The organism is Paenibacillus agricola (genome assembly GCF_011440305.1).
Lineage (GTDB): Bacteria > Bacillota > Bacilli > Paenibacillales > NBRC-103111 > Paenibacillus_S > Paenibacillus_S agricola.
The window spans coordinates 479,949-499,331 of the sequence record NZ_JAAOIW010000002.1 but is presented as its reverse complement, the minus strand read 5'-3'; the positions used below and the strand labels follow the sequence as shown (position 1 = coordinate 499,331).

18 protein-coding genes are annotated in these 19,383 nt (G+C 44.8%); 15 read left to right on the top strand and 3 right to left on the bottom strand.

Features of this window, described 5'->3' with window-relative positions; all coding sequences use genetic code 11:
• Positions 1–187: 187 nt before the first annotated feature.
• The 5 genes from G9U52_RS41595 to G9U52_RS06725 all read left to right on the top strand — a co-directional run bounded on the left by G9U52_RS41595 (position 188) and on the right by G9U52_RS06725 (position 5,081).
• Positions 188–277, top strand: coding sequence for a cellulose binding domain-containing protein (locus G9U52_RS41595; protein WP_166147564.1), 90 nt, complete (start codon positions 188–190; stop codon positions 275–277).
• 54 nt (positions 278–331) lie between these two features.
• Positions 332–454 (top strand): hypothetical protein, encoded by a 123-nt coding sequence (locus tag G9U52_RS41590; protein ID WP_375790231.1) that lies wholly within the window; start codon positions 332–334, stop codon positions 452–454.
• A 50-nt stretch (positions 455–504) separates the two neighbouring features.
• Positions 505–705: a hypothetical protein gene (locus G9U52_RS06735; protein ID WP_166147562.1), complete on the top strand. Its 201-nt coding sequence runs from the start codon at positions 505–507 to the stop codon at positions 703–705.
• A gap of 353 nt (positions 706–1,058) precedes the next feature.
• Entirely contained in the window at positions 1,059–3,626 is a 2,568-nt protein-coding gene (locus tag G9U52_RS06730) for an Ig-like domain-containing protein (RefSeq protein WP_166147560.1), read from the top strand.
• A 33-nt stretch (positions 3,627–3,659) separates the two neighbouring features.
• Positions 3,660–5,081, top strand: coding sequence for a tetratricopeptide repeat-containing glycosyltransferase family 2 protein (locus tag G9U52_RS06725; protein ID WP_207952823.1), 1,422 nt, complete (start codon positions 3,660–3,662; stop codon positions 5,079–5,081).
• A 37-nt stretch (positions 5,082–5,118) separates the two neighbouring features.
• Here the strand turns inward: G9U52_RS06725 and G9U52_RS06720 are convergent, their stop codons facing one another.
• Complete coding sequence (locus G9U52_RS06720; protein WP_166147556.1) at positions 5,119–5,730, bottom strand: TVP38/TMEM64 family protein; 612 nt, start codon at positions 5,728–5,730, stop codon at positions 5,119–5,121.
• A 112-nt stretch (positions 5,731–5,842) separates the two neighbouring features.
• On the bottom strand, positions 5,843–6,079 hold the full coding sequence (locus tag G9U52_RS06715) for a DUF6953 family protein (RefSeq protein ID WP_166147554.1): 237 nt from the start codon (positions 6,077–6,079) through the stop codon (positions 5,843–5,845).
• A 133-nt stretch (positions 6,080–6,212) separates the two neighbouring features.
• On the opposite strand from G9U52_RS06715, the gene G9U52_RS06710 reads away from it, so the two are divergent.
• The 5 genes from G9U52_RS06710 to G9U52_RS06690 all read left to right on the top strand — a co-directional run bounded on the left by G9U52_RS06710 (position 6,213) and on the right by G9U52_RS06690 (position 10,715).
• Complete coding sequence (locus G9U52_RS06710) at positions 6,213–7,556, top strand: hypothetical protein (RefSeq protein WP_166147551.1); 1,344 nt, start codon at positions 6,213–6,215, stop codon at positions 7,554–7,556.
• A gap of 183 nt (positions 7,557–7,739) precedes the next feature.
• The gene (locus G9U52_RS06705; protein WP_166147549.1) at positions 7,740–8,006 is read left to right on the top strand and encodes a hypothetical protein; all 267 of its coding nucleotides are present in this window, start codon (positions 7,740–7,742) and stop codon (positions 8,004–8,006) included.
• Positions 8,007–8,031: 25 nt separating this feature from the next.
• Complete coding sequence (locus G9U52_RS06700) at positions 8,032–8,385, top strand: Na-translocating system protein MpsC family protein (RefSeq protein ID WP_166147547.1); 354 nt, start codon at positions 8,032–8,034, stop codon at positions 8,383–8,385.
• A gap of 250 nt (positions 8,386–8,635) precedes the next feature.
• Positions 8,636–10,561 (top strand): sensor histidine kinase, encoded by a 1,926-nt coding sequence (locus G9U52_RS06695; protein ID WP_166147545.1) that lies wholly within the window; start codon positions 8,636–8,638, stop codon positions 10,559–10,561.
• Positions 10,554–10,715 carry an aspartyl-phosphate phosphatase Spo0E family protein gene (locus tag G9U52_RS06690; RefSeq protein WP_166147542.1) on the top strand — a complete coding sequence of 54 codons (162 nt, stop codon included), beginning with the start codon at positions 10,554–10,556 and terminating at the stop codon, positions 10,713–10,715. The genes G9U52_RS06695 and G9U52_RS06690 overlap by 8 nt, the downstream gene beginning before the upstream one ends.
• On the opposite strand, the gene G9U52_RS06685 is transcribed toward G9U52_RS06690, so the two are convergent.
• The gene (locus G9U52_RS06685; RefSeq protein ID WP_166147540.1) at positions 10,701–11,354 is read right to left on the bottom strand and encodes a response regulator; all 654 of its coding nucleotides are present in this window, start codon (positions 11,352–11,354) and stop codon (positions 10,701–10,703) included. The genes G9U52_RS06690 and G9U52_RS06685 overlap by 15 nt on opposite strands.
• Before the next feature lie 159 nt (positions 11,355–11,513).
• On the opposite strand from G9U52_RS06685, the gene G9U52_RS06680 reads away from it, so the two are divergent.
• The 5 genes from G9U52_RS06680 to G9U52_RS06660 all read left to right on the top strand — a co-directional run bounded on the left by G9U52_RS06680 (position 11,514) and on the right by G9U52_RS06660 (position 19,122).
• Positions 11,514–14,765: a bifunctional diguanylate cyclase/phosphodiesterase gene (locus G9U52_RS06680; RefSeq protein WP_166147537.1), complete on the top strand. Its 3,252-nt coding sequence runs from the start codon at positions 11,514–11,516 to the stop codon at positions 14,763–14,765.
• Between the two features lie 539 nt (positions 14,766–15,304).
• Positions 15,305–16,375: a Nif3-like dinuclear metal center hexameric protein gene (locus G9U52_RS06675; RefSeq protein ID WP_166147535.1), complete on the top strand. Its 1,071-nt coding sequence runs from the start codon at positions 15,305–15,307 to the stop codon at positions 16,373–16,375.
• A 25-nt stretch (positions 16,376–16,400) separates the two neighbouring features.
• Positions 16,401–17,477 (top strand): ABC transporter substrate-binding protein, encoded by a 1,077-nt coding sequence (locus G9U52_RS06670; RefSeq protein ID WP_166147533.1) that lies wholly within the window; start codon positions 16,401–16,403, stop codon positions 17,475–17,477.
• A 3-nt stretch (positions 17,478–17,480) separates the two neighbouring features.
• Positions 17,481–18,260: an ABC transporter ATP-binding protein gene (locus G9U52_RS06665; RefSeq protein ID WP_166147531.1), complete on the top strand. Its 780-nt coding sequence runs from the start codon at positions 17,481–17,483 to the stop codon at positions 18,258–18,260.
• Positions 18,241–19,122 carry an ABC transporter permease gene (locus G9U52_RS06660; RefSeq protein WP_166147530.1) on the top strand — a complete coding sequence of 294 codons (882 nt, stop codon included), beginning with the start codon at positions 18,241–18,243 and terminating at the stop codon, positions 19,120–19,122. The genes G9U52_RS06665 and G9U52_RS06660 overlap by 20 nt, the downstream gene beginning before the upstream one ends.
• Positions 19,123–19,383 lie beyond the last annotated feature (261 nt).

Genomic DNA, 19,383 nt, shown 5'->3' with positions numbered 1-19,383 from the left:
CACTTTAGCGGTGCTGCGCCTGTTACAATGAAGCCAACGTGAAGGCCTGCGATGCTCGGCGGAGACACTGCTGTCAGCCAAGTGGAGGCTGGCCGACCGCGCCTTCCAATACCGCGCCAGACCCGCAGCCGGTCGTGCCTCTGTTTGTGTCGGTGCCCACTGTGCCGGCACCTATTGTACTGGGCTCATGAATATCAAGAATAAAGGTGAGGCTCCCGTTAATATGAGCAAGCTCACGATCCGATTTTATTACACGGCTGATGGAAGCCAACCGTAAACCTGCTATTGTGATCGGGCTCAGGTCGATTGCGGCAACATATAGGCGAAGCTGGTGAAGATGGATATACCGGCAAGTGGTGCTGACCATTACGCGGAGCTTTCGTTCGGCAGTAAGGCAGCACAGATTTTGGCTGGAGAACAGAGCGGACAGCTTATCTGGGGTTTAGAGCCTTGATCGGCCAATTTGGTCAGGAGCAGCAAGTTTCACTTGAGGAGAGATAGAACATGGACATGGAGCAAGCCTATGATATGGGTGATGTAGTTACACACAAATTAAAAACGACCAGAGAAATGGCGAATGGAGATATTTTCAAAGCCAAGGGACAAGCTGAAGGACAAAAGGATATTTTCTGGCAGATCGTTAAGAAAATGGCCAAAAACACTTACATGTGCAAAGTAGTAGGTATTAACGAGTATAAGCCATGAATTAGATCACAGCTTTCCATGCACCACTATTATGAAGAACCTGTGCCGTTCGAGTGGTGAACTACTAGACTAATCATACCTTCGGAATGAAAGGGGCTGCGATCGCAGCTCCTTTTTGTTTATAACTAAACGCATCCAGTGAATGGTCGATCTCGTCTTGCATGATCCCGACATATCGGTTTCCATAAAAAACGCCTCAATTCTGTTGAGATAAAAAATTGCTGAAAATTAGCTAAATTAGCTGGATATTGGTGAATTTATGAAATCTAACATATATTTTTGGCAAAAGCTGTGATAAATTTAAAGAACTGGAGTACTCTCGGAAATTGTATAAATAAGGAGGGGTAGTTACATTGAGAACAAAAAGGAAAATGAGGTCGCAGAGGGCATCCACGGGGCAAATGGCCAAAGTGCTGGCTGCATCGCTAGTTCTAAGCCCAGCATTGTATATGGCTTCTTTCGATCATGCCTACGTCCAAGCGGTTACGACCGTTTCTTATAAAGCTCCACTCGTTAGCCAACCACTGCCTGATTACCGCACCGTTGTTGGAACACCATTAACAGTAGATTTGAATGCATATTTTGACGGAATTGGCAGTTATTCAGCTACAGTCAGCAACCCACTGAATGTAGGCTCTACAGGATATGCGACAACTATTAACCAAAATATGCTTACCTTTACCAATGACAGGCTAGGAACAGCAACGGTTACGGTTACGGGAACAGCAGCCAATGGGGGAACCGTGGTGGATGCTTTTGATGTCCTAGTTATCCCAGATAGCTTGGACAAGGATAACAACGGTAATATTGATATCAGCGAAATTGTTACCTTTATAGGCAGCCGTCCATTTACCAAGGAAATGTTGAATGATACCCTCAATTTTATTGCACCTCAGAAGATGACTGCTCCTAATAGCGCGCCTCAATCCAAAGACACCACGGTAACCATTTACAAGAATAGTCCCTTAACATTAAGCCCCAGTGAATTATTCGGTGATGATGATCCCCTTACGATTGATACATTTAGTTTGAGTGCTGCCGCTTATGCAACAGCAAGCCTAGCCAACAACCAACTTACCTTTAATGGGCTTGAGCATGGCGCTTTAACTATGGATATGTCGGTTAAAGATGGGCGTGGTGGTAAGGCGAGCAATCGTTTTGATGTGATTGTCGGGAATCGCTCTCCTATATTTACGGGCTCCAACCTAGCAGTCACCCAAAATACCTACTTTAACGATGGCCAATTGCTAGATTTGAAAAGTATATTTTCTGACCCTGATGGGGATGCGCTTCAATTTAATCAAGTACAGGTAACACAAGCAGGAAATCTAATTGATGTCCAACAAACGAGTGACCATTTGAAAATTTTTGGAGCGGCTGTTGGAACAGCTACGGTATCTGCTACAGCTAATGATAGCTATGGCGGGAGTGTGATAGGCAGCTTTAATGTAACAGTGTCCGCTGCTACCTATGGTAACCATGCGCCAACCGTCGTCTCAACAATCACGGACAAAAGCACTAGCCTTACTAACGGAGCCGTCACTATATCGAATATTAAATCTTATTTCATAGATGTGGAAGATCCAAGCTTAAGCTACATGGCTTCGTTAAGCTCGCCTGGTATCGTGACCTTATCTATGCCAAGTGGCAATTTGGTGATTTCTCCCTTATCCAAAGGCACAGCTACAGTTACCATAAAGGCTACCGATTCCAGCAATGCTTACGCAGAAATGAGCTTTAATGTTGAGGTGGCTAATAGTGCGCCTGTCGTGGCTGCGACTATAGCGAATCAAGCTACGAGCATGGGCCAGCCGGCACTAACGTTTGATCTTGCATCATCTGTGAACCCTTATTTCATCGACCCGGATAATGATTCTATAACCTATACGGGGGCTTCTAGCAGTATGGCTAGTGTGGCTACAGTAGTAGTGATTAGTGGACAGCTCCTGAAAGTGACTCAACAGTCAAAGGGAACGTCGACGATCACCATAACAGCTACGGATTCGGTTGGTGCACAAACGAATATGAGCTTCGATGTAGTGGTAAGCAATGCTCAGCCCCAATACACCTCGGGGCTGGATGCGATAACGATTGATCATACAGGTGTCAGCGGGCCTCCGTATCCTGCGATTATGATTGACAACTTGGCAACAGCCTTTTCGGATGCGGATAGTGATACTCTTACATTCACTGCAGCAAGCAGTAATGAATCCTTGGCAGCTACGACCGTCTCGGGAAATTCGTTGACTATTACTCCTAATGGGGATGTGTATGGTAAAACTGTCGTTACTGTAAAAGCAGAGGATGGTCATGGTGGCTCTGCGACCAAAAGCTTCGATCTCACTTATAATAAACCACCGACTATTATTGGTACTATCTCTTCAATGAATATTATGCATAACCAGGAAGCTTCAATGTCGGTATCCTATTTTAAGGATGAAGAGAGTGATTCACTTACTTATTCGGCAACCACGGATTTAGTAGGTGCTTTAACAGTTAGGACATCTTTGTCCAGCGGGGGCACGGCATATATTGCTGGTCTTCCAAGAGGGACGAATGTAGTTACATTAACAGTTACGGATACCTTTGGTGCTAGTGTAACAAGTAAGCCTTTTGATATCATTGTGTCTAACAATCTTCCCGTATATGTAACGGGTTCATTGCCGATGACAACTATAAGTCAGAGTGTTGGGACTGCTGAGATTAGCTTGGCGGGCAGCTTTACGGATGCCGATAGCGACGATGTCATTACTTATACTTCAAGCTTCAGTAACAGCGATCTGGCAGATGTTAATGTAAGCGGAAATATCCTTTCGATTACTCCGAACGGATATGGAATAGCTACCGTGACGATTACAGCTACAGACAGCTATGGCGGCAGTGCACAGACTACCTTTGAGTTGATGATAAGCACTCCCTGACTAACTCGATGATCAATGATCCCTGCGAAATAGGTGAAACCCTTGCAAACGAATGAGCTTGAACTCATCATAGAGGCCTTAAAGACTCAGCGCTATAAAGAAGCAGAAACGCTGTCGGTTGCCATCCTGCAGCGCAATCGGCTAATCGCCCAGGTATGGGTGTATCTGGGCGAGGCTCTAATGCACCAAGGCTTCGGCAAAGCTGCGCGAAGAGTGTTTGACCGGGCTTGGCTGCTGGATCCACAATCAGGCTGGGTGCATGCCGTGCATCAAGCTGTGCGCGAGGTGCCGGATGGACCGGAGAGGGCCTCCATTAACGATTTGCTTGCCGTTAAAAAGGTAACTGTCGCGGCGGCGGTCCTCGTGTACAATAACGAGCGGTCGCTGGAGCGTTGTTTGGCTGCATTGATCGGTGCGGTTGATGAGATTGTGGTCATCGACTCCCAATCGACGGATCGGACTGTGCAAATCACGAGGAAATTTCCGCAGGTGAAGCTTGTTGATGTAGAGTGGCATGAGGATTTTGCCGAAAAACGCAATTACGGACTTGAGCATATCGAGAGCGACTGGGTGCTGTGGGTCGATGCCGATGAGTATTTATTTCCTGAGGATCAACAAGCGGTTCGGCAAGTAGCAGGCGTGTTCGATGACCTGCCTGTACCTCCTGTGCTATTGATCTGGCAGGTCAATGAGATGAGCGGAACCATCTCGGATGAGTTTACACAAACCAGGATGTTTCCAACGAAGCGTGGCCTAAGCTATCAAGGTCGTATCCATGAGCAGATTGTGCAGGAGGGCCAAGGGTTATTTGAAGGCGATTCGTATCGCCAATCGGTGCGGATCCGGCTGCTGCATGATGGCTACGAGCCTACCATCGTAAAGAATGAAAACAAGCTGGAGCGCAATATAAAGCTGCTTGCCCGCATGGTTGAGGATGAGCCGGACAATCCCGGCTGGCTGCTTTATTACGGCAGGGAGAGTATGGTGCTTGGGAATTTGGATGAGGCAGTTGAAGCTTTGCTGCTGGCGGAGAAAAAAGCCGCGGATATTCCGAGGTTTGGCCGTACGATGGATATTCAGATGTATCTAGTGAAAATATATATGACACGCAAAGAATGGGTTCAGGGCGAGCAAGCTTGCAGGAGGGCGCTAGCTATAGCTCCTGATTTCCCGGATGCGATCTACTATCTGGCACAAATCCAGATGAGGCAAGCTGTTGATTTACTTCAAAGCGCAGAAGCAGGCTTGCGCAGTGTGAAAGGGCATTTCCAAAGCTACCGCAGCTCAACGCCAGCAGATACGCAAATCCCATTATGGAAAACGGATATAGCCTTAGCTGACCTAGCGCTGATTTCCGGGAAAAAGGCGGAGGCTAAAGCGATCTTCCGGCAGGTATTGGAGCGGTTTCCGAACCTGGATTTTGTACGCCGAAGATTGCAGCAATTGGAATACTAGCAGCCCAAAAAAATGACAGCTGGCGGTTAGCCTACTGTCATTTTTTTGCATTCCACACGCGGTAAACCAGATAGGTGATTAACAAAAAAACGGCGTATACCGCAATTGAGATGTATAGGCTTTGCGTATCCGATGTTAAGCTACTTCCAATGAAGGCAAACAAAAGCATTGCGGGGATTTTCCCGATTGCTGATGCCGTGGCAAAAGGGAGCAGCCGTATGGAGAGGATGGCAGGGTATATATTGACGATAGCTTGCGGAATCAAAGGCATCAGCCGTGCGAATAAAATCGTCATAAAGGGGTGGCGTTCCAGCTTCTCGTGCAGCCGCTCCAACCGGTCAAATTTCATCAAAAAGACTCTGGCCTGCTTTTGGAACAAATACCTTGCCAGCAAGAAAATGATAATGGATGCTACCGAAGCAGCAGACCAGCTAATCAGAGCACCCAGGAGTGGCCCATATATGAATCCTAATAAACCAATGACAACCTTATAAGGGATAACAGGAACCAGGATAAAACCCATGGCTATCAGAAATATAAGATAGAGTGGAGTGTTGCCTTGCTGGATCCCATACAGAATCTGGTCTTTATATACATAAAAAATGATGATGAAGGCTACATAGAGAATGCCTGTCTGCCATTTGTTCATAAATTTCTCCTTAAGCCAACCCTAGGCCTTTCCTCGCTGGCGCTCCCCGTAGGGTTGCACAAAACAGCTTCCGCTGCATGGCCGTACGTGTTTTTAGTGAACCTGGAATTGCTTATGTCCAACCCCAGAAAAAGCCGTCCCTGTCCCAGGCAACTCTGCCCTTGTGCAGTTTTTTGAATATTTTTTTGACCTCTTTAGATATCGAAGGATTACCATTTTCATTGATATAAATAAAAGATTCGCCAAAGCTGGTTTTAATATGCGCCACGGCGTCAGCTTGATATAAAATTCCGGCAAATCGAACTTCCTTGATCATCCACTCTGCAACATCTTCTGCTGTAAATTCCATCTGTATCTCTCCTTAGTTGGTAAGTTGATTGCTTATCAATATTACTTTACCAATATAACATAATTACCATGACTTATACCTAGTGCTATGCTATTCTATTCTTTATTAACTTGGACTAAAGGAGAATTGGCTGGTGCGAAGTTATTTCATCTTGGGGATGTGCGGGTTATTTCTTATCCAATATTTTGTGCAGGTGGAATGGCTTGGGCCTATTGTAGTCGTCATGACCTTGATCGCTTTTGCCGGAAGCGCGTCTAAAGCTAATCCGACAGCACGTTGGTTTGGTGTTAGTATGCTCCTTATAGGAATTGCTCTGGAATTCGGAAAAGGTGCAGGGCTGCAAGGGATCAGCAAGGGAATTTCGATGAATTTGCCGCTGTTGACGCTCGTCATTCTAGTACCATTGCTAGCCCTGCCGTTGAAGCTGGGGGGATATTTTAGCGCCATTCATATATTATTGCAAAGCTATAGGCACCATCCCCGTAAGCTGTTTACAGGCATTACCAGCGTTTTATTTATACTGGGCCCGATCCTGAACCTGGGCGCGGTGCGTATTGTGGACGAGCTCCTCAAGGACCTTAAGCTTCCCCCGGTGCTGCTGGCCAAATGCTACCTGGTAGGCTTCTCGACAACGATGTTATGGTCACCTTATTATGCGGCGGTTGGGCTGGTGCTCTATTACTTGCAAATTCCCGTAAATACCTATATGGCTTATGGCATTGGATTGGCTTTGCTTTTTGTGCTGGTAGGCAATGTGATGTTTGCGATTTCCTCCCGCCGTCATCCCTTGGACATGGGAGGGGATTTGAACACCTCGTTTTCGGCTGAAGCCCTACAGGCGAACCGCAAAAAGCTGTTCCAGCTAGGCTTGATTATTGTAGCCCTTATGAGCAGCACCTTCCTGCTGGAAGCATGGACTCATTGGTCCATGCTTGTGATCGTGAGCTTGGTTGCTCTTGCATTTCCACTGCTGTGGGGGCTGCTAACGAACAGCTGGAGTCGGCTCCTGCCGCATTGGGACGATTTTCGCAACCACTCGGTGCCCTTTATGAACAACGAAATTGTGCTGTATTCTAGCGCAGGATTGTTAGGAAGCGCCATGCAGGGGACTAGCTTTGGTGACGGCATCCAATGGATGCTCAACTCCTTGGCACAGCAATCCTTTTTGCTGTTTGCTGTGTCGGTGGTAGTTACGATCGTCGCGATTACTTTTATAGGCATCCACCCGATGGTGATCGTTACGGCGTTGGTCACACAAATGAATGCTGAAGATTTGGGCACCTCCAATCAGATTCTGGCGATGCTGCTTATGCTCTCTTGGTCGATTTCATCCGTGCTAAGCCCCGTCAATCCATTAAATTTAATGGTCAGTCGCCTTACCGGGCTATCCGGCTTGCAGGTTGGGCTGCGCACGAATGGCTTGCATCTTCTGGTGGTTGCTACCCTTGGCATTGTGATTATTACCATTATCCATTAACATTTATGCTCCTACAATTTGGTGAATACATAACTGCTATACGGATGGATAAAATAAGTTGGCCCTCTTGGAGGGATTGGGCTTGTTTTATTGTAGGCGGCAATCCAAAATGGAAGTAACCATGTTATACTTAACGGACCGATAGGACAACTATTCAAATATTGATACTGATGGAGTGATGAAATGAGCAAGGGAAGAGTATGGAATAAAGGCAAACATAATGGTGGTAAGGGGGGACCTCTTAAGGGAACGATCAATCCTAGAGAAGTCACTCGCTCAACAAATAAGCAACTGCCCCACCAGGAGGAGCAAAGTCCAACTGAAAACGTCGGCGAGGTTGTGGATAGCCGGGTAGACCGGATTGGCAGAATGAATCGTGACAATTGGGTTTCGAGGCCTGTTAGAGTCAACAACGAAAATGCTAGAGATGAAAGTGAAAGTGATCACTGAACTGTCCCGAAGGAGTGAGGCCTCTATGAAAAAGCAAGTTCCGCTTGGAGTTTTGAAGCAGGAGGTTATAAAGATTTATAATACGATCAACCAGGAGATTTTTGGAATGGGGATTAGGTCGCAAAAGATCGAAATATCTGGAGATAAAGTATTTATTTTTGCGACTCACAAACGAATACCTGCCCTAAAAATTCTTGATGAAAATAATCGAAGCCTGACTGCAAGCGTGGATGCACTACTAATGGAGGCCAACAAAAGGATGCTGAAGGAACAGCTGGAGGAAACGCTGGGCTTGAAAGTGAAGCTGGTATTAAAAGATTATGATCCCCAAACCGAGTATTCGGGTACAGTGATCGTTTTCGAGGATGCAATAGAGTAATTAGATATTCCTAGTATAAATGGAATTTGCTAGCATAAATGGATCTAGTTAGTGGAGATCCTTTTTTTATGCATGCTTATGGTCCGATGTGATGGAAGTCACTGTAATTTGTCTGCACGGAGAGTATCATTCGAAATTATAGGGAAATCCCCGATTCCAATCTTTGTTTATTTCGATAATAATAGGAAAGTAGATGAATAGTCTGTTCGACCACCTTCTTAGAAATTTTAAATAAGGGATGGGGTTTATATTGCAATTTCTTGTATATGTTCTAACAGCTGCCCTTGTAATCGTGACCGGCTGGGCCGCAGCACTTCTCTATATTTTATTGAAGAAATCGCTTCCATTTGAAAATCGTTTGAAAGCCCTTCTTCATGCTACCTCTGAATTGTCGATTATTGCGACGGATCTTAAAGGAACGATTACGTTTTTTAATAGTGGTGCGGAATATTTACTGGGTTACAAAGCGGAAGAAGTCATCGCTAAGGAAACTCCATTCATCTTTCATGACCCTGTCGAAGTGATTAAACGCAGTAAGGAGTTAACTGCCGAATTAGGCAAGATGGTAGAAGGTTTTGATGTGTTCGTCGAATCATCCAAGAAAGGCAAAGCCGAGAAAAAAGAATGGACATATATTCGAAAGAACGGCAGCCATTTCCCAGTCACTCTTATTGTAACTCCTATCCGTAACGTACGGCGAGAAATTACCGGACATCTTGGTATCGCTTTTGATATCTCAAAGGAAAAAAGGCTTGAACAGGGTTTGAAAAATAGTACGGAGAACTATAAGCTTTTATTGGATTACTCTCCTAACATGGTCATTGTGCATCAAGACAAGAGAATTGTTTATTTGAACAATGCTGCACATGGGATGCTGGACTTGGAAGAAGGGATAGACGTGGTTGCCAGCTCAATTGATGAGTTCATTCATCCACAATACAAGGAAGAAATTTTAGCCGCTAAAGGTCAAAGCGCCTATATGGAAATGGTTATGGTAAGCCGTAAGGGCAGGAATATGGATATGGAGTTACATCACATAACTGTGAGCTATCACGATAAACCTGCTAAGATGATTATTGCTAAAGACATCACGGCCAACAAACAGACTATGGAGATGAATAAACGTTTAATCTCGATATTGGAAGAGACGGAAGATTTAATCGTTATAACGGATGTTGACGGAAAGATGATATACCTTAACCATTCCATGAAAGTAATGATGGGTTATGATGAAGAACAGGATTGGGTTCAAATATCTGTAACCGATCTTTATCCACAATGGGAGGGCAAGTTGATCCGGCACGAAGCGTTCTATATAGCCTCCAAACAGGGGTGTTGGAAAGGCGGAACTGCTTTTAAACTGAGGAATGGGAAGTCTCTGTCTGTTTTCCAAACGATTCTTGCCCATAAGGACACATCGGGTCATGTACAGTTTTATTCGTTAGTTGCGAAGGATTTATCTGTTATTAGGATGGAGGAAGAGGCTAGGTTATCCAAAGTAATCATCCAAAAGACTCTAGAGGCTCAAGAAAAAGAAAGAACGGCTTTGGCTCAGGAGCTTCACGATGGAGTGGGTCAATCTTTGTATTATGTATCGATTAGCCTTCATACATTAAGCGGTACAATCGCCGATGAGCATTATATGAAATTAATTCAAAGCATGCTAGAACAGTTGGATCATGCCATTAAAGAAATTCGGACATATTCTCTTCGCCTAAGACCTCAATTGCTGGATCATCTCGGATTGTCTGCAACCATCAAGAGCTTGGTGCATTCATATCAAATCGCCTATCCCCAAATAAGTATCACTTTTAACAACCAACCTGTGGTAAAAGGGAACGATTCGAATATTGACATCCATCTTTACCGAATCGTTCAGGAAGGCTTGAATAATGCTATTAAGCATGCAGAGGCAAGCGAGATTGAAGTTACCCTGATTCGGGAAGAGAGTGATATTCAGCTCAGAATTCGGGATAACGGAAAGGGGATACATAAAGAGCAAATCGGAGCGGGAATGGGATTGCGTCATATGGAAGAGAGGGTGAATACTTTGGGCGGGCATTTCCATGTTAATACCAGCCAGAACAGGGGAACTGAGTTAGTGGCTGATGTGCCTATACATCCGAATTCACTAGACATAAGAATAGAAGAAAGAAGGATGAGCAACGATGAATGAGGAAGAGTTCCTTATGGAGGAAATTCGAATCAAGAAAACTGAACTTATCTATGCAGTTGAAAAAGCGGGTTATAATTTACTGGATCAAAAGGTCGTGCAGATCAGTAGTGAATTAGATATTTATATCATCAGGTATCAATTAATCAAAATGTAGCAGTCCGTGCTTAAATGCGTAGCTAACCAATTTCTGCCTTGTCCGGAGCTGCAGTTTTTCCATAATTTTGGATTTATGCGCTTCCACGGTTTTCACAGACAAATAAAGTGTCTCACCGATTTCTTTGTTGGAGTATCCTTTGGCAATCCGGGAAATGATATCGTTTTCTCTTGGAGTAAGTGAAGAAACCTCAAAGAGGTGCGTTCCTTTATTAACTTTATCCAGAAATTCAGCGATAAGTTCTTTGGCTGCATTCTGATATAAATACACTTCACCGCGATATACCGTGCGAATAGCGTTCGTGACATCCAATTCCTGGGCAGTCTTTAGCATATACCCTGTTGCCCCTGCCTTCAATGCGTTAAAGAGCAGATCATGGTCGTCGAACATGGTCAGAATGAGGATTTCTACTTGGGGAAGAGCTTGCTTGATTCGATATGTGGCAGACAACCCGTTTTCTCCGGCCATACTGATATCCATCATAACAACATCGGGTTGTAATCTCATAACGGCTTCATAGGCCTCTATTGCATTGGAAGCAGTTCCTATTACCATCATGTCCGCCTGCGAGTTTATTAACATGGTTAGCCCCGATAAAAGCACGGCATGATCATCCACCAATAGTACCTTGATCGACATCCTATTCCTCCTTCCTGTATGATATTTATTTATATTATACGTAATTATTATATATAAAGTAACAAGAAATGACATGATTATGATAAATAGGGATTCTCCCTATCATTAATTTCTTATTAATTGTGGATTATCAATTCTACTACGGATTAGAGGGAACCTATGCCACCATTACATCTGCCCATATCACGTCGTAATTTTATTCTACATATCATGGGATTAATTGTATTGCTATTACTTCCCTTCCTGCTTCCGGACAAGCAAATAACGAAAGAGCTTAATCTAACCTTTCATTTAGTATTGGAGCTATTGTCTATTCTCTTCTCGTGGATGATTTTTGCCATTGGCTGGTTTTCATATACGAGAGGGAAGGAAAAAAACGTTATTGTATTTTCTTCCTTATTTTTAAGCATCGGGATGCTGGATTTAGGACATATGCTATCATACGAAGGGATGCCTGCCTTCCTTTCCATTAATGATCCGTATCAATCAAACTTGTTCTGGATTGCTGCTCGTCTTGTCGGAGCTGCCTCATTCTTAAGCATTACGATGATCGCGCGGAAGCCTAGTAACCGTACCTATCGATGGAATCGATATGCCGCGCTTGTAGCGGGATTAGCTTTTACCACTATTACGTATTGGGTGATTCTGGGGAGTGAATCTTGGCTGCCAATTACCTTCAAAGAAATACAAGGCTTCACGACGTTTAAGATATCCGCTGAATGCCTCATTATCGGGTTGTACGGAATCAGTGCGATAACAGCACTGATTCGTCATATCGGTAACATTCATTATCGGACCTTCCTGTTTTTTTGGGCTTTAGCCATATGTATGATGGGTGAAGTGACCATGTCCATGAATCAAGCCTTAACAGATGTCCAGCTTATTTTCGGGAGTTTGTGTAAACTGACCGCTTATGGTTTCATTTTTAGGGCCATTTTTTGGGATCAAGTTCATCTTCCTTATAAGCTGCTAGAGAACTCCGAACGGGAGACTCGCAATATTCGAGATCGCTTATATACGACGCTAGATAGCATATATGATGCGATCATTATAACGGATGAAAGCGGTCGTATTTCATATATGAATCCGACTGCGATCCGATTTTTTCAATGTTCGGATGAAGGGGCTATATTTCAACCGATCGAAGATGTGTTTGTGATCAATCATCAGGTTCATCCGGTATATAGCTGTATTCTTTTCAAACGATCCAGCGGAATTTTATTGGGGGAAGTCATCCGGGCAAGCAGTGGCTCAAAGAGTGCTGCTATCCCAGTTGATTACAGTATTGCTCCAATCATTGAAGATTCTGGTGCTGTGGTGGGAACAGTCCTTGTTTTCAGAGACGTGTCGGATCGAAAAGAATTCGAACGTTCCCAAGAGCAGCTGATCTCAATATTAGAGGCAACCTCTGATTTTGTAGCGACTTCTACAGTTGCAGGTGAAGCTTCATACTTCAATAAAACAGCTAGAGAATTTTTGGGCGTATCTGGAATTAATGGAGTTTACAAAGACAATATTGAAAGGATATACGCTTCAGGGGCACAATCGGCCGTTCTGAAGGAAGGTATGCAGATAGCTGCGCTCAATGGCTTGTGGAGCGGCGAAACTGCATGGATCGGTGCTTCAGGTGAAGAGGTCCCCGTCCACCAGGTCATTGTTGCCCATAGGGATGAGAATAACGAGGTTCTGTATTTCTCGATGATTGCCCGTAGTCTTCATGATATAAAGATGGTGGAGAATAAAGATAGGTTGGCCTCTAAAGTATTCGAAAATATTACCGAGGGTATCATGGTTACTGACAGCAAGCAGGTAATCCAATATGTTAACCCTGCCTTTACTGCTATTACGGGTTATAGAGAGCAAGACATCATTGGTGCGACACCGAGGCTGTTAAGCTCCGGGCGTCATGATGCAGAATTTTATAACAAGATGTGGACGGTTATCAGGAACAAGGGGAGATGGCAGGGTGAAATCTGGAATAAAAGAAAGGATGAAGAGGTATTTCTGGAATCAATCACCATTTCGGAGGTGAAGGAGACAGGGGATAGTCCACCTATTTATATTGCGTTGTTTAAGGATGTCACTATACAGAAGGAACTAGAGGCGCGCATTCAACACCAAGCGCATCACGATACGGTTACTGGCCTGCCTAACCGCCTTCTTCTGAATGAGCGTATAGAACAAACAATCAAGAGCGCCGTCCAAAACCATAACACGGTTGGTATTTTATTTCTAGATCTCGATCGGTTCAAGAGAGTGAATGACACGTTTGGGCATTCAGTTGGAGATATGCTTCTTAAAAGTGTCGCGCAGCGGCTAAAGAATTGCTTAAGATCCCGTGATACAATCGCTAGGCTTGGAGGAGATGAATTTATAGTATTGATCCCCGACCTGAGCAGTCCAAGGGAAAGTACACGGGTCGCAGAAAAAATCATTCTTGCATTAACCTCTCCTTTTTTCATAGAGATGCACGAGCTGTATATCACAGTTAGCATCGGCATAAGCCATTATCCAACAGATGGGGATAGTGGAGAGCTGTTGATTCGTTATGCTGATCAGGCCTTATACAAAGCGAAAGAAAAGGGAAAGGATAATTACCAAGTCTATGTTCGCGAACAGGAGAAGCAGTCAGTTGCGTTGCATTCCTTCTCGCTAGAAACCAGTTTAAGGAGAGCGATCCACAATGAGGAATTGACCGTTCATTATCAGCCACAATATAATGCCGTCAAGGGGGAGCTGATAGGGGTGGAGGCCTTGGCGCGCTGGAACCACCCGGAATGGGGAAATATCCCACCATCCCAATTTATCCCTTTGGCAGAGGAATCAGGACTTATCACTTTATTGGATCAATGGGTACTCAGACGGGCTTGTGAACAGGCGAAGTCGTGGTTCGATCAAGGGTTTGCTCCAATGCGGGTTTCTATCAATCTCTCCATGCTTCAATTCCGGCAACCCAACCTGCTTCATTTCATTTCGCGAGTACTATGGGAGACCTCCTTGCCGCCGAAATATTTGAATCTCGAACTGACGGAGAGCACGGTTATGGATAATCCAGAGACCGCAATGCACATTCTTAATCAACTCCGATCTATGGGGATCCGTATTTCGCTAGATGATTTTGGCGTCGGATATTCTTCGTTAAACTATATTAAGAAATTGCCGATTGATACGATAAAAATCGACCAATCTTTTGTTAGAGACATTCTAGAGGACATTGATGATCAAGCTATCGTACAAACTATTATAACGCTTAGCCACGCATTACATTTAAATGTGATCGCAGAGGGTGTTGAGAATGAAGGGCAATTGGAATATTTAAGAATGCATAAATGCGAAGAAATTCAAGGTTTTCTTTACAGCAAGCCATTGCCGGAGGAAGAAGTGGTAAAGCTATTTTGCAGGATGGCCTGAGCCTGTTTAGTCATTTAATATGACATATACCTAACTTAAAATCACGAAGCGCTTAAGATTTTCCATTTTTTTATTGCTTTATCCATTTTATTGTGTTATATTACCTAACAAGGATGATGTGTTTGTAGAATCCTTTCTATCACACATGTATCTAATATGATGTTTTGAGCCTATTAAGGTGTCCAATCCTTTTGCACAAGAAGAGATTAGATTCCATTGTAACGTTCAAACAACAACCATACATATAGCAGGTCATAAGGAACTCCCCACGGAGAGCTTTACAGCCGCTATTGTGACATATCCGGGATCCCAGTCCCAATATGCTCATAATAGCGGTTTTTTATATTTAATTTTGGATCTGGTTAAGGCTTGGCACTATTTATCGGAGCTGGAGCCCAACCCAAGCGTGTCCCGAAGGGACGTAAGCGCCCCGAACACACAGCAGTCCGCATAAGCTCTTGGGGAGTGCAGAGGGCAAAGCCCTTTGTAGCCCTCCTATTAGGGAGGGTGGGGTGGGTAAAAGAGGGAGGAAGATTCATATGAAAGCAGCTAAAGCTAGAGGAACGGGACAAGAAGTAAAGCATGTAGAAGCAGGCGATGTAGTCGAAGCGCTTAATAAGATTTCCAAAGGTAGAATGGTGATGGATTGGAACGAGGTCACGGCCGGAACGAATCCTTATGTCGTGATGAAAACCTCGAATATTCCCGGCAAAAGCGTAATGGAAATTCCGGGGCTGATTTTTGGGGACAAGCATAAGCGGGTAGCACGGATCGGTGTAGGGATGACTTTAACCGAATCGGTCATAGAGCTGGCCTCTGCAATGAAGCTTGACCTGCTTATTGTCCACCATCCAGTAGCGGATGCAGCCAGCTCGGGAGGGGTTCCTTTTGCCGATTATCTACCCTTGTATGGGCTGGCGCTTATTGAAATGCATGAGGCTTTTCATGGCTTGCATCCTGGTCTCACACTTTTGCATGGCCATCATAAACTGAATACAAATATAGCTTTTTGCGGAATTCCTGGCAATGTGCTCCATCAAGGAATTGCGTTGGAGGAGGTGAAAACGGCAGGAGATATTTTGGCTAGATTAGAAGGGTTGATGGGGCGGGATATCGACTACAACATGCTGGAGGCAGAACGGGCGATTCGTGGCGAAGCTACGCTGGAGGAGGCAACATGGGCTAACCCGGCTAAGCTATTCAGCGGAACACCGGATAGTCCGGTTAAGCATATTCTTCATTTTTTTCCGCATACCGGATTTTCGCTGGAGCACCTAAAGCTGGCTTTGCAGATGTATCCCGAAACGGACACGATTATTGTCAGTATTAGCAGAGTAAGAGAGGACCACCCCTTCGTTCTGTATGCTAGAGAGAAAGGGCTTAATTTTATTGTAGGCAATCCGCATTCTGTAGAGATATTGGAAAATGGCCTCCCGCTTGCCTATGCATTGGAGCTCTTGCTTCCAGGTATTGAGATTTTTCTGCTCAGAGAACGGATAACCGCAGTATCGCTTAAGGATGTGGGACACCACAAAATGGTTGAATACGGCAGAGAAATGGCTGAAACGCATTTAGTTCCTGGGCAGCCCCGAGCCGTTCAAATACACTAGGTTGTATAAAAGGGAGGAAGAAAAGATGGTGAAGAGGACAAGATGGGCGAGTTTGCTGCTTACCGCTGTGTTGATGACGATTACTGCAGCCTGTGGTACTGCACCTGTAACTGAAACGGCTGCCAAGCCAAGCGAAGCTGCGGGAACGAAGGTAGAAGTAAAAACAGAGGTGAAGAAACCAGAGGAACTAAAAACGGTTAAATTTTCCGAGGTTATTCGTTCGATTTTTTATGCTCCGCATTATGTGGCGATGCACAAAGGCTTTTTTAAAGAAGAAGGGCTTAACGTAGATATGAATACGGCACAGGGCTCGGATAAAGGAGCGGCCGCGTTGATTGCAGGGGTTGCTGATATTTCGTTGGTTGGACCGGAAACAGCTATTTATATTTATAATCAAAAAGGCGACAAAACGTTAAAAATATTTCATCAGCTGACGGTGAAGGATGGTTCATTCCTGCTGTCTCGTACAAAGCTGGACAATTTTAAATGGAGTGACCTAGAGGGAAAATCGATTGTGGGCTGGCGGCCGGGCAGTGCTCCGCAAATGGTGATGAGCTCCATGCTGCAACGGGAAAAGGTGAAGGCTGATGTGGTTACGAATATTGCCTCCCCGGCAATGGCGGGCGCATTCACAAGCGGCAAAGGCGACTTTATCCAGGTTTTCGAGCCGATCGCTTCTTCTTTGGAAAAGGAAGGAAAAGCTTATTATGTTGCGGCATTGGGACAGGCCTTTGGCACGTTTCCTGAAACCTCCTACGTGGCGACAGCTGATTATATTAAAAGTAATCCTGAGACGATCCAAAAATTCGTTAACGCTGTTGCCAAAGGGACCAAATGGCTGAACACGGCCTCTCCAGACGAAATAGCAGAAGCGCTGACTCCTTTCTTCGAAGGAACGCCGAAGGATATCATCATTCAATCCATTGACCGTTATAAGAAGCAGGACACATGGCCGGCTGTTCCTGAAATAACCGCTGAGCAATTCGAGATCCTGCAAAAAATGCTCATTGAGAATGCTGTGCTGAAGCCGGAGCAGAAGCTGCCCGATATGGGAGCTGTTGTAGATATGAGCTTCGTCAAAAATATCGGAAAGGGGAAATAAGCGATGGCGCAAATTGAGCTAAACGGCATTGGCTTAAGCTATTTCACCCTTAAACAGGAGACAGAAGCTTTAAGAGGCATTGATGCCTCCATTGAGCAAGGCGAATTTATTTCGATCGTGGGGCCGAGCGGCTGTGGTAAAAGCACGCTGCTCTCCCTGGTTTCCGGCATGGTAAAGCCAACCAAGGGGAAGGTACTGATTGATGGGCTGGAGGTATCCGGTACCTCCCCCAAGGTGGGGTATATGCTGCAGCATGACCATTTGTTCGAATGGCGAAATATCCTGAGTAACCTGCTGGTTGGTGCGGAAATTCGCAAGATGGACCTGAAGCAGGCTGGACGCAAAGCATTGGACTTGATGGAGCGATACGGGCTGGCGGGCTTTGCCCACCATAGCCCCTCGCAGCTTTCCGGTGGCATGCGCCAAAGGGTGGCGTTAATTCGCACACTTGTGACCGAGCCGGACATTTTATTGCTAGACGAGCCCTTCTCGGCACTTGATTATCAGACCCGCTTAACCCTGGCTGATGAGATATATGGCATTATTAAAGACCAAGGCAAGACGGCCATTCTGGTCACCCACGATATTTCGGAGGCAATCAGTATGGCAGACCGGGTTATGGTGATGTCTAAGCGGCCCAGTACAATATCGACCGTTTATTCGATCCAGCTAGGCGAGGGTCCTGATAACACCCCTTGGAAAAAACGGGAAGCCGCCCGATATAAGGAATACTTTAATGTGATATGGAAGGAGCTGGAGGGACATGTCGTCGTTACCGGTTAGTAAGCCATCTGCTGTTAACGAATCTGGGATCGAACAAGCTCCCTCAATGGACTTGAATAGCCAAAAGTCGCCGTTATATAAGCAATACCTGAAAACCCAGAAGCGCAAGCTGTGGACGGTGCGTTTGGCACAGCTGCTGGTGTTTGCTGCTTTTATTACGCTTTGGGAGCTGGCGGCACAATGGAAATGGGTAGATTCTATGCTGACCAGCAGACCGTCCCAATTAATTACCTCCTTTCAAGAGCTGGCTTGGAAAGGGAATTTGTTTAAGCATACTTGGACAACCAGCCTTGAAACGGTGATTGGCATTGTCGTTTCGATGGTATTGGGGATTGCGATCGCGATTGTTTTCTGGTGGTCTACCTTTGCCTCCAAGGTGCTGGAGCCGTATATTGTAGTATTGAATGCACTACCCAAGGTTGCGCTAGGTCCGATATTTTATATTTGGCTCGGGGATACCTATTCCGTTTACGGGATGGCGATTGCTATCTCGATCATCGTGACGATCATTATGATAGAGAGCGGATTTAAGGAAATCAGCAAAACCAAGCTTAAGCTGATGGAGTCCTTCGGTGCGACCCATTGGCAGATGCTGCGTATGGTGCTGCTGCCTGCAAGTATACCGAACATAATCGCTACGCTAAAAGTTAATGTAGGTTTGACGCTTGTGGGTGTTATTATGGGTGAGTTTCTTTCCTCGAAGGCTGGTCTTGGTTATTTGATCATCTATGGCGGTCAAGTATTCCAAATGAATATGGTAATGGTCAGTATCGCTATGTTGGCGATCTTATCGGTCATTCTGTATGGGTTGGTAAACGTAATTGGGCGCTTCGCGATGCGGAAATATCATATGGACAATTAGTATGTTTAAAATGCAGGATAATCAAACTAGAACAAGACTGCTATTCCTAAGAGAAGGAGGGATGGTGGTCTTGTTTTATGAAAAGCTTCGATAATAAAGATAGTAATAAAATATTGTTTATTATTGTATACAATAAACCTTATAATTTATGTAGAAATGTGTTATTATAGTTTTGGAATCGCTTACAATAGAATGTTAGGAAGAAAGCTACATGTATAAGTAACTGTGACCGGAACAGGCAATTGGAAATACCTGTATTTC